Here is a 16,301-nt window from a genome sequence, read left to right on the forward strand (position 1 = left end):
CACCACGACCGGCCGCGCATGCGATCGCATGCGCGGCCTCGTCACTTCAGCGTGGGAAACCGGCGCAGGGAGGGGCTGAGGGTGGTGCCCGCGGCCACGACGACCAGGCAGGCGGACCAGATCAGCAGGCTGCCACGGCTGTCTCCGTCCGCCATCAGCAGCCCGCCCACCAGCGGCCCGATCGCACCGGCACCGCCCGCGAAGAGCCCGACGATGCCGCTCAGCCTGCCACGCAACTCAGCTGGGGCTACCGCGAGTTGATAGGTCATGACCGTCGTGAAGGCGGTGGGGATCAAGAACGCGATCCCGCCGAGCACGACGCCGGTCGGCACCCCGGTCGGCACCAGCGCCAGGACCAGCGTCAACGCCGCCCCGCACCAGGGGAATCCCATGATGATCGCGGGCGCGGGCAGTACGGCGTGCAGCCGGCCCGCGATCGCGGCGCCCAGCAGACCTCCGACACCGAACCCGGTCATCATCATGCCCAATGTGCCGGGGGCCATGTCGCCCTCGCCGGACAGCGCGAGCACGATGGTGGTCAGGGCGGAGATGAACAGCTCGCAGCACATCAGCCAGACGAGCGTCGACCTGATCACCCGGTGCCCCAGCACCCACCGGAACCCGTCGCCCAGCATGCCCGCCCTCGGGGAGTCGGGCTTCGCCTCGGGCTCCGGCCGGGGGAGCCTGAGGAAGGACAGCACGGCACAGGACGCCATGAGCAGGACGACGGCGACCGTGAACGGGGCCATCGGGTCGAAGGCGAACAGGAAACCCGCACTGGCCGGGCCCAGCAGCGTGGCGATGTAACGGCGCGTGGTGTTGCGGGCCACCGCCGTCGACAGCTGCGACTCGGGGACGACCTGCGGAAGGGCCGCGTGCTCGGCCGGGTCGAAGGCAGCGCCCAGCAGCCCCTCCGCCACCGCGACCACGAGTACGTGCGACATGGAGAAGCGGTCCGCGAGCAGAGCGATCGCGAGGCTTGTCATCGCCACCGCGCGGACGCACTGGCACACCAGCATGACCCGTTTGCGGTCGAAGCGGTCCACCAGGACGCCCGCCGGGACGTTGGCCACCATGCCCGCCGCCGCGATGACGGCGGTGACTGCTCCCATCCGGGGCGCGGAGCCGGTCGTCGCCATCACCATCAGCGGGAACGCGATGAGGCACATCTGGCCGACCAGTTCGGAGACGAGCTGACTGCCCCACAGCATGTGGTAGTTGCGGTTGCGCGACAGCGGTGGCGCAACCGCAACGCCTGCTTCGGTCGTCATCCAGTCGGCGCTCCGGTACGCCGGAGCAGTCGCCCGGCGAGCTGGAGGATCTCGACCCGGCCCGTGGCCGGGTCGCGGACGAACCGGCCCGTGTCCGGCACCCCGCGGCCCTCGGTGGTGAAGCGCAGGTCCGCGTAGCAGGTCAGCACGGAGCGCGGCCCGTCCCCGACGGAGAGGGTGAACCCTTCGGGGCGCTCCTCGACCACGCACTCCCAGTCCCCGTTGGCGTAGTGCCCCGCGCAGTCGGCCGGCCCCGCGGCGGGCGCTCCCGGATCGGACAGTGCCCGCATGGAGTGGTTGGCCACGTCGAGTCCCACCGCGCCGAGTTCGGCGAGGAGGTCCTCCCACAGCCCGGAGCCGGTGCTCGCGTTCGTGACGAGCGCCACCACCGTCCCGGTGGCCGGTTCGAAGCGCAGGTGGGACCAGGTGCCGTCGCCGCTGCCGTCGTGCCCGTTCCAGTCACCGTCCACGCCCCGGTACACGGACCAGCCGAGCCCCCAGCCGTCGGCGAGGCCGAACGGTCCGACGGTGACGTCGCCGGTCTGGTCGACAAGCATCGCGTCGGCGGCCGCGGGATCGAGCACGGCCCCGGACGCGGTCCGGTCGTGCACGCCGGCCAGCCGCACCAGGTCGGCCGCGTTGGCCGCCAGCGCCGAGGCCGGCTCCTCGATCGGGGAGAAGGACTGCTCGGACACCGGGAACACGCGGTCGCGCACCACATGGCCCTGTGCCATGGGACGACTGCCCGGCTGTCCGTCGTAGGCCGCCGTGATCCCGAGAGGGCGCAACAGCGTCGACTCCACAGCGGTCCGCCAGTCCATGCCGGTCAGCACTTCGACCATCCGTCCCGCGAGGACGTAGCCGACATCGGAGTAGGAGAACGCGGTGCCCGGCCGGTGCATCACGGCGGCCTCGTCACCATGGCGTTCGACCCACCGGCGCCGGTCCGTGCTCGGCACCCGCTCGTCGATCGCGGCGACCAGCCCACCGGTGTGGGCGAGGGCCTGCCGCGCGGTGATGCGGCCCACCGGGCTCGTGGCGGAGAGCTCGGGCAGGTACGCGCCGATCGGGGCATCGAGGTCGAGGCGCCCGTCGGCTGCCAGCAGTTGCACGGCCAGCGCGGTCACCGGCTTGGTCAAGGAGGCGATGGGGAACGCCGTGTCCGCGGTGACGGGCAGGCCGCTCCCGGCCACCCGTTCACCCGTCTCGACGACGGTCAGCCGCCCCGAGTGGCGCACGGCGAGCTGCGCGCCCGGCACCCGGTGCGTGCGCGCCAGTTCGGCGAGCCGGGCGCGCAGGAACTCGTCGCTGATGGCCGGGCCCGTGCTGTCGGTCGCCACCCCGTTCCCGGGAGCGACCGCCTCGGGCGCATCCTGCGGGAGTTCAGCCGACTCGACCACCGGCGGCGGCCCGGACGCGGGTGCGTCCGTGGGGGCCGCGGCTCGCACGGCCACCGCCGCCAGGCGTTCGATGGTCGGGTGGGAGAACAGGTCCCTCGGCACGATGGACCACCCGGCCCGCCGGGCACGGTAGGCCACTTGGACGCAGAGCACCGAGTCCCCGCCCAGCTCGAAGAAGTCGCCGGTCACATCGATCTCGTCGACCGGGCGGCCCAGTACGTCCGCCCAGACCGCGGCGAGCGCGCCCTCGGTCGCATCGCGCGGCGCCACCCGCGGAGTGCCGGTGTCGACCACCGCGTCCGGGGCCGGCAGCCGCCGCCGGTCGACCTTTCCGCTCGGCGTCAGCGGGTAGGCGTCCATCTCCACGAAGAAGGCGGGGACCATGTATCGCGGCAGGGACCGCTCGATGTACGCCTTCAGGTCCGCGACCGTGGGTGGCGCGTCCCCGGTCGGCACGACGTACGCCACGAGCTGCTTGCCGACCGGTCCGTCCTCGCGCGCCACCACGACGGCCGAACCCACCTGCGGGTGGGCGGCCAGCACCGTCTCGATCTCGCCGAGCTCGATCCGGAATCCCCTGATCTTGACCTGGTCGTCGGCCCGTCCGACGAACTCCAGGTCCCCGTCGACCCGCCATCTGACCACGTCGCCGGTGCGGTACATCCGCTCGGCGGGCGGTCCGAACGGGTCGGCCACGAACCGGCTCGCGGTCAGGCCTGCGCGGTTCGCGTAGCCCCGCGCCACGCCCTCACCGGCGATGTACAGCTCACCAGGTACGCCGGGCGGGACCGGCTGGAGACCGGCGTCGAGCACGTAGACCCGGGTGTTGGCGATCGGTCCGCCGATCGGCGGCGCGCCGGTCCCGCCGCGCGCCAGCTCTGCCGCGGTCGACCAGATGGTGGTCTCGGTCGGCCCGTACACGTTCGTCACCGACGGCGACCCGGCGGTGAGGGCCTCGGCCAGTTCCGCGGGCAGTGCTTCGCCGCCGACGAGCACCCGGATCCGTGCGAGCACGTCCGCGGCGCTCTCGACCACTCCGCGCCACAGGCTCGGGGTCGCCTGCACCACCGTCACACCGTCGCGGTGGACCACCCGACGCAGCTCCTGTGGGTCGTGGACCAGTTCCTTGTCCGCAAGCACCACGGTCGCGCCACTGATCAGCGGCACGAACAGCTCCAGATGTGCGATGTCGAAACCGACGGTCGTCACGGCCAGCAGCCGGTCGTCGGGGGTCATCGCGGTCCGGCCCCGCATGTCCCGCACGAAGTTGCGCAGGTTGCCATGGGTGACCACCACGCCCTTGGGCCGACCTGTGGAGCCGGACGTGTAGAGCATGTAGGCGGCGTTCTCCGGACTCGGCGGCACGGGCAGGTCCGGCTTGGTTTCCGGGTGCCCCGCCAGCGCGGCAACCACGTCGGGGTCGGTGAGCGAGAGGGTCGGTGTGCCCTCCGGCAGGTCGAGTACCGCCTCGTCGCCGGTCAGTGCCAGAGCCGGGGCCGCGTCGTGCAGCATGAACGAGAGGCGTTCTCGCGGGTGGTCCAGGTCCAGTGGCAGATAGGCCGCGCCCGTCTTCAGCACCGCCAGCATGGCCACCAGCAGTTGGGACGTCCGCGGGCAGGCCAGGGCGACGATCTGCTCGGGGCCCAGCCCGCGCGCCACCAAGTGGTGGGCGAGCCGGTTGGCGCGGGCGTCCAGTTCGGCGTAGCTCAGCACGGCGTCGCCGTGCACCAGCGCGGTGCCGGCCGGGGTGGCCGCGGCCTGCTGCTCGAACAGCTCGACGGTGGCGGCCTGTCCGGTCTGCCGGGAGGTGGCGTTCCATTCGTGCAACAGGACGGACCGCTCGGCGCTCGGCAGCATGGGCAGCCGGGCGATCGCGTCCTCGGCATGGTCGGCGAAGGCGTCCAGCATGGTCGCCAGGCGTTCCGCCATCCGCTCCACCGTGCCCCGGTCGAACAGACGCGGGTCGTAGCCGACGCGCAGGTGCAGCTCGTCGGTGGTGTAGGCCGTGAGCGTGAGCGCGTAGTTGGTGTCCTCCGCGCCGTTGCTCTCGCGGACCACGAGCCCGTGCCGGGCGGCCGCGTCCCGGTCGTGGGGGAAGCTCTCGAAGATGACGATGCTGTCGAACAGACTCGAGTCCCGCGGGACCTCGCTCCAGGCGCGCACCTGCCCCAGCGACACGTGATCGAACTGCCGCGTCGCGACCTGCTCGTCCTGCATCCGCCGTAGCCACAGCACGAGGCCGAGACCGCTGTCCACGCTCGTGCGCACGGGCAGCGTGTTGATGAACAGACCGACGATCTCGTCCGCGCCCGCCAACTCCGCGGGACGGCCGGAAACCGTCGCGCCGAAGCACACATCGTGCCCACCGCTGTGCCGCGCGAGCAGCAGGGCCCACGCGCCCTGCACGACGGTGTTCACCGTCAGCCGGGCGTCCTTGGCGAACTCGTAGAGCCGACGTGAGCGCTCGGCCGGCAGCCGCAGATTCACCTCCCGCGAGGACCGCGAGCTGTGCGCGACCAGCGGCGCCCGGTCGTACGGCAGCGGCGTGGCCGCCGTGAAGTCCGCCATCGCGCGGCGCCAGTGTGCCTCGGCGGCGGCACCGTCCTGCTCGGCCAGCCACTGCACGTAGTCCCGGAACGGGCGGCGCGGCTTCGGCGCCGGGGTGGCCGCGCCACCCGACGCGGCATGTTCCTCGAAGACCTGCGCCAGTACGTCGGCGAAGCTCCAGCCGTCCAGCAGCAGGTGGTGCGAGGACCAGAACACCTGGACAGTCGTCCCCGACCACCGGGCCAGAGTCAGCCGCATGAGCGGTGCCTCGGCCAGGTCGATTTCCAGGGCGGACAGGCTCTCCCACAGCGACCGCGACCGTGCTTCGCGCACCTGCTCGGACAGGTCGCTCCAGTCCAGGTGTGTCACGGGCAGCCGTACGTCGCGGTGGACGACCTGGAGCGGCACGTCCACCGCGGATCCGAGCACGGCGGTGCGCAGGATCGGGGTACGGTCCACCACGCGCTGGAACGCTTCGGCGAGCCGGTGCGGGTCGTCGATCCCGTCCAGCACCGCGGCGAAGTGGGTGAGGTACACGTCGCTGCCGTCGCCGTCGAGCGAGTGGAACAGCATGCCGCTCTGCATCGGGGTGAGCGGGTAGACGTCCTCCACCGCACGGCCGTCGCCGGCGATCCGGTCCACCGCCGCCTGGTCGAGGCCCGCCAGCGGGAAGTCCGACGGGGTGCAGCCGCCGGTGCCGGGCAGGGCGCAGTACTCGACTATCTGCTCCAGCGCCGTGAGGAACGCCTCGGCCAGCTGTGCGACCGTCTCCTCGCGATGAACATCGCCGGAGTACTCCCAGGAGAACTCCAACCGGCCGTCACGGACCATGCCGGTGATGTCGAGCAGGCACTGTCGCGCCTGCTCGGGGCTTCGGTCGGGTACCGGGTTCTCGCACCAGCCGCGGAAGAGCCCGGCGTCGCCGGTGTCGGCGTCGAAGCGGCCGTGGTAGTTGAACCCGACGTGGCACTGACGCCCTTGCCCCAGTGCGCCCGCCTCGCCGAGATACCGCAGGGCGCCATAGCCCAAGCCGCGGGACGGTACGGCGCGCAGCTGCTCCTTGACTGCCTTCAGGGTGGCGCCCCAGTCGTCGCCCCGGGGAAGTTCCAGCGCCACGGGGAACACCGTGGTGAACCAGCCGACGGTGCGCGAGAGGTCGACGTCGTCGAACAGGTCCTCGCGCCCATGGCCCTCCAGCTCGACGGGCACGGTGCCACCGGCCCAGTCGCGCAACACCCGGGCAAGGGCGCTGAGCAGCACGTCGTTGACCTGCGTCCGGTAGGCCTCGGGCACCTTGCGCAGCAGCGCGTCGGTGCGATCGGCACTCAGCCGGCGGGTCAGGGTGCGTGCGGAGCCGACGGTGTTGCGTCCCTCGAGGTCCACCGGCAGCGTGGCCGCGTCCGCGGTGGCCTGCTCGACCCCGGACCAGTACCCCAGCTCCGCGTCGAACCCGCCTTCGGCCACCAGACCGGTGAGGCGGTTCGCCCAGTCCAGCAGTGATGTGGACTTCGCACCCAGGTCCACCTTCTGCCCGCTCGCCGCCTGCCGGTGCCCGGTGTCCAGATCGGACATGATGACCCGCCAGGAGACCGCGTCCACGACGTAGTGGTGCGCGCAGAGGAACAACCGGGGAGCCCGGTCGCCGCCGAAGGTGAACAGCACGCCCTTGAGCAGCGGAGCGGATCGGATGTCGAACCCGGTCTGCGCCTCGGTGATCGCCGCGCGCACCGCCTCTTCCTGGGCTGCGTCGTCGAGCGCGGACAGGTCGACGACTCCGAACACGGCGTCTTCGACCGCGGCTTCGTTGTGCTGCCGCCACACCCCGTCGACCTGCTCGACCCGGAGGCGCAGACCGTCGTGGTGGTCGAGCACGGCGGTGAACGCCTCACTCAACGCGAAGGCGTCTGTCCCGGGGTCCAGTTCGAGGTACAGGGACTGGTTGAAGTGGCCGGGTGTGTCGGGGAATTCCTCGAAGTACCAGTGCTGTACGGGCGTCAGCGGCACCGGGCCGGTGACCAGGCCCTGCTCGACATCGGGCGAGGTCACCGTGGTGACGTCGCCCGCCAGCTCGGCGATGGTCTGGCGCAGGAATATCTGCTTGGTGGTCAGCCGAAGGTTCGACCGCCGGGCGAGCGACACCACCTGGAGGCTGAGGATCGAGTCACCACCGAGGTTGAAGAAGTTGTCCTCGACGCCGATCCGGTCGGGCGCCACGCCCAGCACCTTCGCCCAGACATCGACGAGCACGGCTTCCACCGGGGTACGCGGCGCGACCCGACGGGACGCATCGCCCTCGGGTTCGTCCACGGCGGGCAGGGCACGCCGGTCCAGGGTTCCGTTCGGGGTCATCGGCAGCTCGTCGAGAACCACGATCGCCGAAGGCACCGCCTGGCTCGGAAGGTTGGCGGCGAGGAACGCCCGGAGTTCGGCGGGGTCGGGCGCCCGCGTGCCGGCGGGCACCACGTAGGCGAACAGCCGGTTGTGGCCGGAGTCGCCCCGTCGCGCGACCGCCGCCGCGGTGGCCACCTCGGGGTGCCGGGTCAGCGCGGTCTCCACCTCGCCGAGTTCCACCCGGAAGCCGCGGATCTTGACCTGGTCGTCGGCCCGGCCGAGATACTCCAGGTTGCCGTCACCGCGCCAGCGCACCACGTCCCCGGTGCGGTAGAACCTGCCGGTGCCCGGCCCGAGGACGTCATGGGGGAACCGCTCGGCGGTCAGCTCGGGACGTTTCCAGTACCCCTGGGCGATGCCGCCCCCGCCGATGAAGAGCTCTCCGGGCACTCCGATCGGCACCGGGCGGCCCAGCTCGTCCACGACATACACGCTGGTGTTCACCATCGGCTTGCCGATCGGGACGATCGGCGAGGGCTCCACCGGGTCGCCTCCCAGCACGAATATCGTGGAGTCGATCGTCGTCTCGGTCGCGCCGTACGCGTTGACGGTCAGCGTGTCGGGGCCGACGTGCTCGAGCAGGTTGGCGCAGTCCTCCGCCAGCCAGCCCTCGGCGCCCAGGGAGAGCAGCCGCACCGACTCCAGACCGCCGCCGCCCCGCCAGGCCAGCTCCGTGCTGATCGCCCTGGCCAGTGACGGCGTGGTGGCCAGGATCTGCGGCCGGACCTCGGCGATCAGGTCCGCCAGTGTGGGCGGGTCGGTCACCACCTCCGCCGGGCACACCACCATCTCGCCGCCGAAGAGCGCGGAGAACAGGAAGTCGCCGAGGAACAGGTCGACGCCGAAGCTGGCCACGCACAGGGCCCGGCCGCGAATCTCGTCCAGTCGGTAACTGGCGTTCCAGGACCGCAGGATGTGGTGCACGTTGCGGTGGCTGATCTGCACGCCCTTGGGCCTGCCGGTCGTGCCCGACGTGTAGATCACGTAGACGAGGTCGTCCACGCCGACCCCGGTCCGGGGCGGCTCGTCCGGCAGGGCGTCGATCAGCGGCCGGTCGCGGTCGAGATGGACCACGGCTGCGTCGTGCCCGGCGACCCGCTCCGCCACGGCGGTGTCGGTGACCACCACCGGTGCGGCGGCGTCGGCCAGCATCATGCTCAGCCGCTCCGTCGGGTAGTCCGGGTCGAGCGGTACGAAGGTCGCGCCGGACTTCATCACGCCGAGCAGCGCGACCATCGCGTCCACGCCGCGCTCGACGCACACGCCGACCCTGGTTCCCGGCTCCGCGCCCAGGCTCCGCAGGTGGTTCGCCAGCTGGTTGGCTCGGGTGGCCAGCGCAGCGAAGGTCAGTTCCTCGCCCGCGCAGCTCACCGCCACCGCGTCGGGGGTGAGCGCGGCCTGCTCGTCGTACAGCTCGTGCACGCACCGGGAGGGGCCGAACTCCACGGTGGGACCGTTCCATTCGACGGTCAGCCGGTGCAGCTCGGGCTCGGTGAGCATGGGGAGGTCCCGCATCGGCCCGTCCGGCCGCGCGGCAATGCCGTCGAGCAGGGTCAGCAGGTGCCCGCCCATCCGCTCGATCGTCGCCCGGTCGAACAGGTCGGTGCTGTACTCGACATGACCGGTGAGCTCGCCGTCATGTTCGTAGAAGTCGAACGACACGTCGAACTTGGAGACCTGTGTCGGCGGGGCGATCTCCGTGACCCGCAGGCCCGGCAGTTCGGCCCTTCCGTCCAACGCGTTCTGGAGGTTGACCATCACCTGCACCAGGGGCGGCCGGCTCGGGTCACGCTCCGGCCGCAGGGTGTCGACCAGCCGCTGGAACGGGACTTCGTCATTGGCGAACGCGTCGAGCACGGTGGAGCGGACGTCGCCGAGGAAGTCGGTGAAGGACCGTGATTCGTCCACCTGGGACCGCAGGACGACGGTGTCGCTGAAGTAGCCGACGAGATGGTCCAGTTCGACTCGCCCGCGGCCTGCGGTCACCGAGCCCACCGCGATGTCGGCCTGCCCCGAGTACCGGGCGAACAACAGTTGGCTGGCGGCCACGAGGGTCATGAACACCGTGGAGCCGCTGCGCGCGCCCAGTTCCGTCAGCCGCCGGGTCAGCGGTTCGGGCACGGTGATCTCGTGCACCGCGCCCGCGGTACCGAACACCGGGGGCCGCGGGCGGTCCGTCGGCAGCTCCACCGGCTGCAGCGCGGCGAGCTGCCGCCGCCAGTAGTCGACCTGACCCGCCACGTCCGGCCCGGCCAGCCGTTCCTGCTGCCAGACGGCGAAGTCGGCGAACTGCACCGGCAGGTCCGGCAGTACGACCGCCTCGCCACGCACCAGCGCCGTGTACCGGGTGTAGAGCTCGTCGACCAGGATGCCGACGGACCAGCCGTCGCCGACGATGTGGTGCAGGCCCAGCACCAGTACGTGCTCGTCCGCGGCGAGGCGCACCAGCGTCACCCGGAACAGCGGACCGCGACGCAGGTCGAACGGGGTGGCACTTTCGCGCTCCAGGCAGTGGTCGAATTCGGCGCCACGCTCGGGATGCGGCAGGCCTGACAGGTCGATGATCTCGACGGGCACCCGACCGGGCTCGTGCACCACCTGGAACCCGTGGCCTTCGACCTCGCCGATGGTGGTGCGCAGCGCCTCATGCCGCGCGACCACACCATCGAGGGCCGCCCGCAGCGGTTCGATACGCAGTTCGCCGGTCAGCCTCAGCACTCGCGGCGCGTTGTACTCGACGCTGCCCGGGTTCAGTTCGGCCAGGAACCACAGGCCCTGTTGGCCTGCCGACAACGGCAGCGCGCCGTCCCGGGGTGCCGGGGTGATCGAGAGCTCCTCGGCGGCGGACCCGGCCTCGCCGGCGAGTTGCCGCATGACGAGCTCCCGCACGTGGTCGGGAAGCTCCGACAACCGGTCCTTCGCAGCGGATGGCAGTTCCATGCTGTTCTCTCCCCTTCAGAAGCGCGGGGCTTCAGAAGCGCGAGTCTTCAGAAGCGCGAGTCCGACGCGTTCAGGACTGGGCTGCGGCCGTCTCCAGCACCTGGGCCAGGATTCGGTCGTGGATGGTGGTGGCCAGGGCGGCGATCGTCGGCGCCTCGAAGACGTCCCGGGGGGTGACCTCCACGCCGAACGCGGTACGCATCCTGGCGACAGTGCGGAGGCTGTTGATCGAGTCGCCGCCGAGGGCGAAGAAGTTGTCCGCCACGCCGACCCGCTCGATGCCCAGCACTTCCGACCAGATCCGAGCCAGCGCTTCCTCGGTCGGGTCCCTCGGGGCGACGTACTCGGCACCCGCGCCGTCCTGACGGGTCGGCGCGGGCAGCGCCGATCGGTCGAGCTTGCCGTTGTGGTTGAGCGGCATGTGCTCCAGCAGAACGATCGCGGATGGGATCATGTAGTCGGGCAGCGAGGCGCCGAGGTGACGGCGCAGCTCCTCCCCGGTCGGCACCTGTACCTCGGGGCGGCCCACGACGTAGGCGGCGAGCCGCTTGTTGCCCTGGTCGTCCGGCCACACCGACACCGCGGCCTCGGCCACCCCGTCATGGCGCAGCAGTACGTTCTCGATCTCTCCGGGCTCCACCCGGAACCCGCGGATCTTGACCTGGTCGTCGGCGCGCCCGACGAAGTCCAGCATGCCGTCCGGGCGCCATCGCACCACGTCACCGGTCCGGTACAGCCGTGCCCCGGGAGGGCCGAACGGGTCGGCGACGAACCGCTCGCTGGTCTTGGCCCGGTTGTCGGCGTAACCCCGTGCGATGCCCACGCCGCCGACGTACAGCTCGCCCGGCACCCCGATCGGCACCGGGGACAGGCGGTCGTCGAGCACGTAGGCCCGGGTATTGGCGAGCGGCTTGCCCAGCGGCACGCTGTGGTGGCCCGCGCCCGGCTCGACCTCGAACAGGCTCACGGTCACGCCCGCCTCGGTCGGCCCGTAGTTGTTGATCACTCGGTGGTTGCGCGCCCACGCCTCGGCCAGTTCGGGCACGACCACGTCGCCGCCGACCCGGATGGTGTCCATCCCGGGCAGGGAACCCGCGTCGAGCGACGACAGGACGGTGATCGGGATGGATGCCGTGGTGACCTCGCCCGCGAGCATGTGCTCGACCAGGTAGGCGCCGTTGCGCGCGACGTCCGGGCGTGGCACGACCATCGTGCCGCCGGCGGCCCAGGTGGTGAACAGGTCCTGTACGCCGGTGTCGAAGCTCATGGAGCAGAGCTGGAACACCCGGCTGCTCGGGGTGAGCCCGTAGGGCCCGACCACCGCGGTCACGGTGTTGTAGAGCGAACGGTGCTCGACCATCACGCCCTTGGGCCGGCCTGTCGAGCCTGAGGTGTAGACGACGTAGGCGAGGTCGCGGGCGCTGCCCCGCAGGCCCGGGTCGGTGTCCGGGTACGTGGCGATGACCGGCCAGTTCCGGTCCAGGAACACCAGATCCGCATCGGTCCGGGGGAACCGGTCGATGCCTCGCTCATGGGCCAGCACCACGGGCGGGCGCGTCTCGGCCAGCGTGACAGCAAGCCGTTCCGCCGGGTAGTCCGGGTCCAGCGGCACGTACGCGCCGCCCGCCTTGAGGATGCCGAGGATGGCCACGAACAGGTCCAGGCTCCGCTCGATCGCGATGCCCACCAGCACGTCGCTGCCGACGCCCCGCTCGATGAGGTAGTGGGCGAGCCGGTTGGCCCGCGCGTCCAGCTCGGCGTAGGTCAGTCGTTGGTCGTCGAGTTCCACCGCGACCGCGTGCGGGCGCAGTCGCGCCTGCGCGACGACCAGCTCGTGAATCCGGTGTTCGACGGAGTTCTCGGCGGCTGTATCGACCACTCCGCCCATGACCACCTGGTGCTCGGCGGGCGAGAGGGCGGGCAGCTCGCCGACGGTCCGCCCGGGTTCGTCGGCGAACGCCTCCAACAGCGTCCGCAGGTATTCCGCCATGCGACGCACGCTGTCCGCCTCGAACAGCACCGGGTCGAAATGCAGCCGCATGGTGAGCCGGTCACCGGGGAGCACGACAACGCCGAGCGCGGCGCCCGCGCCGACCTCGGTGTCGAAGTGGCTGAGTTCCAGACCGTGCGCGGTGAACGCCCGCTCGTCGAAGGGGTAGTTCTCGAAGACGATGATGCTGTCGAACAGGCTGTCCCCGGCGGAGAGACCGCTCCACGACTGCGCCTGCGCCAGAGACACGGCCTCGAAGTCCCGGGCGCGAGCCTGCTCTTCCTGGAGCCCGGCCAGCCAGGACACCAGGTCCTGCCCGCTGTCCACCCGCGCGAGCACCGGCAGCGTGTTGACCAGCATGCCGATGATCGAGTCGATGCCCGCGAGGTCCGGTGTCCGGCCGGACACCGTGCCGCCGAAGCAGACGTCCTGGCCTCCGCCGTAGCGCGACAGCAGCAACGCCCACGCGCCCTGCAGAAGCGTGCTCATGGTCAGCTTCGTCCGCTTGGCCACCTCCCCGAGCTGTGCGGACAGCTCGGAGGTGATGTCCACCTCCACCCACTCGGTCGCGCGCGGCCGGTAGTCCGGCGCGGCCGGGCGGTCATAGGGCAGCCGGGTCGGCACGGTGAAGTCGCCGAGCACGCCGCGCCAGTACGTCTCCACCGCGGCCTGGTCCTGCTCCCCCTGCCACCGCACGTAGTCCCGGAACGGCACACGGGGCTGCGGTGTCGCGCCCTCTCCGTCGCGCAGCCGCGCGTAGTCGGCGGCCACCTCGGCGAGCAGTTCGGCGCCGCTCCACCCGTCCATCACGGTGTGGTGGACGGACCACAGGACGCGGACGCTGGTGTCGGTCAGCCGGATGATCGCGACCCTGGCCAGTGGTGCTGCGGCAAAGTCCACGCCCACTGCCCGGTCCGCGGCGCGCAGCGTGTGCCACCGCTCTCGCCGGCCGGACTCCGACAGCTCGCGCCAGTCGTGCTGGATCACGGGCAGCGTGGCGGCGGCGCGCACCACCTGCACCGGGTTGTCGACGTCCGCCCAGACCACGGCGGTGCGCAGAATGGGAAGCCGTTCCGCCGCCCGCTGCCAGGCCCGGCCGAGCAACTCCGGTTCGTCGACGTGGTCGAGGACCAGGTCGAACTGGATCAGGTGCAGACCTGTGTCCCCGGTCATCAGCGCGTCGAAGAGCATCCCGCTCTGCATCGGGGTCAGCGGGTAGACGTCCTCGACGGCCCCGCCCTCGGCGAGACGCTCGGCCTCGACGGCCGTGAGGTGGATGAGCGGGCCCTTCACCGTCTCGTCGGCGGGGCCGCCGTCCACACGGGTCGCGACCTCGGCCAGCTCCTCGATGGTCGGGGTGACGAAGAAGTCTTTGGCGGTCAGCCGAATGCCCCGGGTCCGTGCCCGGGAGACGACCTTGATGGCCAGGATGGAGTCGCCACCGACGGCGAAGAAGTTGTCGGTCACGCCCACCCGGTCGACGCCGAACACCTCGGCCCACACCTCGGCCAGCCGTCGCTCGGTGTCCGTCCGCGGCTCGACGTGGTCCGCCGTGGACAGCAGTTCCGCCTGCGGCGCGGGGAGCGCGTGGCGGTCGACCTTGCCGCTGTTGGACAGGGGCAGTGCGTCCATGGGGACGAACCAGGACGGCACCTCGTAGCTCGGCAGGCGCGCGGACAGGGCGTCGCGCCATGCCTCGACGTCAACCGCGTGTCCGTGTTGCGGCACCACGTAGCCGACCAAGTGCCGAGCGCCACGTATCTCGTGCACGACGACCGCGGCGTCGGTGACGCCGTCGAGCGAGGTGAGCGCCGCCTCGATCTCGCCGATCTCGATCCGGAAGCCACGGATCTTGACCTGGTTGTCGGCCCGGCGCAAGTAGTCCATCGTTCCGTCGGCGCGCCACCGGACGACATCGCCGGTGCGGTAGAGCCGCCCGCCCGTACGGAAGGGGTCGGCCACGAACCGCTCGGCTGTCAGTGCCGCCCGGCCGAAGTAGCCGCGGGCCAGGCCGTCGCCCGCGATGTACAGCTCGCCCGGCGCACCGACCGGCACCGGGCGCAGCCACGCGTCGAGGACGTACAGCCGGGTGTTGTCCGTCGGCCGTCCGATCGGCGCCACGCCGGAGCTCACCTGCTCCGGTGACAGCTTCTGGAGCGACGCGTACGTGGTGGCTTCGGTCGGCCCGTAGGCGTGGACGACCGCCGTGCCGGGGCAGTGCGCCATCACCCGCTCCAGTGCCTCCAGCGAGGCCGCCTCACCGCCGGTGATCACCGTGGCAGCGCCGGTGAAACAGTCGGGCGCCTCCTCGGCGAACAGGCGCAACAGCGCGGAGGTGAGGAAGATCGCCGTCACTCCATGCTCGGCGATCAGTTCGCGTATGAGGGCGGGCGTCGGCTCCTGCATCGCGACGACCAACTCACCGCCGGTCAGCAGCGGTACCCACAGCTCGTAGGTCGAGGCGTCGAAGGCGTGCGGAGAGTGGAACAGGACGCGCCGGTGCGCCGCGTCACGCCAACGATGGTCCCAGGCCAGGGCGACCACGTCGGCGTGGGTGACCGCGACGCCCTTCGGGGTTCCGGTGGAACCCGAGGTGAACATGATGTAAGCCAGTTGTCGGGAGTCCGGGGTCCGCTCGAGGTCGTGGGCGGGCAGACCCGCGGTCGTGGCCGCGTCGTCCACCACCAGCACCGGGACTTCGGTCGCCGCGGCCTTGGCCACCATGGCCCGGTCCGTGAGTACCAGCGCGGCGCCGACATCGGCCAGTACGAAGCGGACGCGGTCCTCGGGGTAGGCAGCGTGCAGCGGGACGTAGACACCGCTGGCCTTCAGTACGGCCAGGATGGACACGACCGCGTGCACGGACCGGTCCAGCAGAAGCGCGACCCGTGACTCGGTGGTGACACCCTCGGCGCGCAGGCGGTGGGCGAGCCGGTTGGCCCGCTCGTTCAGCTCGGAGTAGGTGAGCCGCTCATCGCCGTACAGCACCGCTGTCCTGTCCGGGGAGAGCCGTACATGATCGGCGAAGAGGTCCGTCAGGCTACGGTCGGCCGGGAACTCGCGCCGGGTGTCGTTCCAGTCGAGAAGCACACGGCGCAGTTCGTCACCGGGCACCAGCCGCAGCTCGGACAGCGGCCGCCTCGGGGTGTCGACCACGCCCTCCACCAGAGTGCGGAACGTCTCGGCCATCCGCTCGACGGTCGCCGCGTCGAGCACGGAAGGGTGGTGGTCGACACACACACTGAGGCCGCCGTCCGCTTCGGCGAACCGCAGCACCACGTCGGCGACGGCGAACTCACCGGGCAGCGTCATGGCGCCCACCGCGCCACAGGCGTTGCCGAGGAGGCGGTCGATCGGGAGCCCGCTGTCGACGGTGGCACGCAGGGCGAGCGGCGCACCGTCACCCCGCGGGGCGCACCCGCGGACGGTCGCGGTCACCTCGTCCTGACCCGCGTAGACCGCGGACAGCACCTGGCTGACGGCGACCAGCGCACCGAACAGCGTGCCGTCGGCCGATTCCGCGAGCCGCCGCAGGCCCGCCGTGAGCGTGCTGTCGAGCATGAACCGGTGCGTCGCCGCGGCCTCGGCGGGCGCCGCCGGCCTTGGACGGTCCACGGAAATGCGGGTCACCGCCCGGTCGACGACCGGGTCGGATGCCGGCCCTGCTCCCGGAAACCCCTCGTGGGTCACGTGCGGCCCCCTCTACGGTCTGCGCGTCACCTCCACAGCGGAAGCCGCGCGAGCCGCCAAGTCTTCCCAACG

3 protein-coding genes are annotated in these 16,301 nt (G+C 71.5%); all 3 read right to left on the reverse strand.

From position 1 onward, the window contains the following. Window positions 1–41: 41 nt before the first annotated feature. Complete coding sequence (locus tag ACIPPM_RS23370) at window positions 42–1,271, reverse strand: MFS transporter (RefSeq protein ID WP_401451008.1); 1,230 nt, start codon at window positions 1,269–1,271, stop codon at window positions 42–44. Next, the gene (locus tag ACIPPM_RS23375; protein ID WP_401451010.1) at window positions 1,268–10,483 is read right to left on the reverse strand and encodes an amino acid adenylation domain-containing protein; all 9,216 of its coding nucleotides are present in this window, start codon (window positions 10,481–10,483) and stop codon (window positions 1,268–1,270) included. The genes ACIPPM_RS23370 and ACIPPM_RS23375 overlap by 4 nt, the downstream gene beginning before the upstream one ends. 136 nt (window positions 10,484–10,619) lie before the next feature. Then, window positions 10,620–16,100 (reverse strand): amino acid adenylation domain-containing protein, encoded by a 5,481-nt coding sequence (locus tag ACIPPM_RS23380; protein WP_401451013.1) that lies wholly within the window; start codon window positions 16,098–16,100, stop codon window positions 10,620–10,622. Between the last annotated feature and the right edge of the window lie 201 nt (window positions 16,101–16,301).

This window comes from Streptomyces sp. NPDC090119, assembly GCF_044747085.1.
Taxonomy (GTDB): Bacteria; Actinomycetota; Actinomycetes; order Streptomycetales; family Streptomycetaceae; genus Streptomyces.

Excerpts from the sequence above, each read along its gene's own strand:
- ACIPPM_RS23370 (WP_401451008.1), bottom strand. The coding sequence starts at position 1,271 with ATGACGACCGAAGCAGGCGTTGCGGTTGCGCCACCGCTGTCGCGCAAC.
- ACIPPM_RS23375 (WP_401451010.1), bottom strand. The coding sequence starts at position 10,483 with ATGCGGCAACTCGCCGGCGAGGCCGGGTCCGCCGCCGAGGAGCTCTCG.
- ACIPPM_RS23380 (WP_401451013.1), bottom strand. The coding sequence starts at position 16,100 with ATGCTCGACAGCACGCTCACGGCGGGCCTGCGGCGGCTCGCGGAATCG.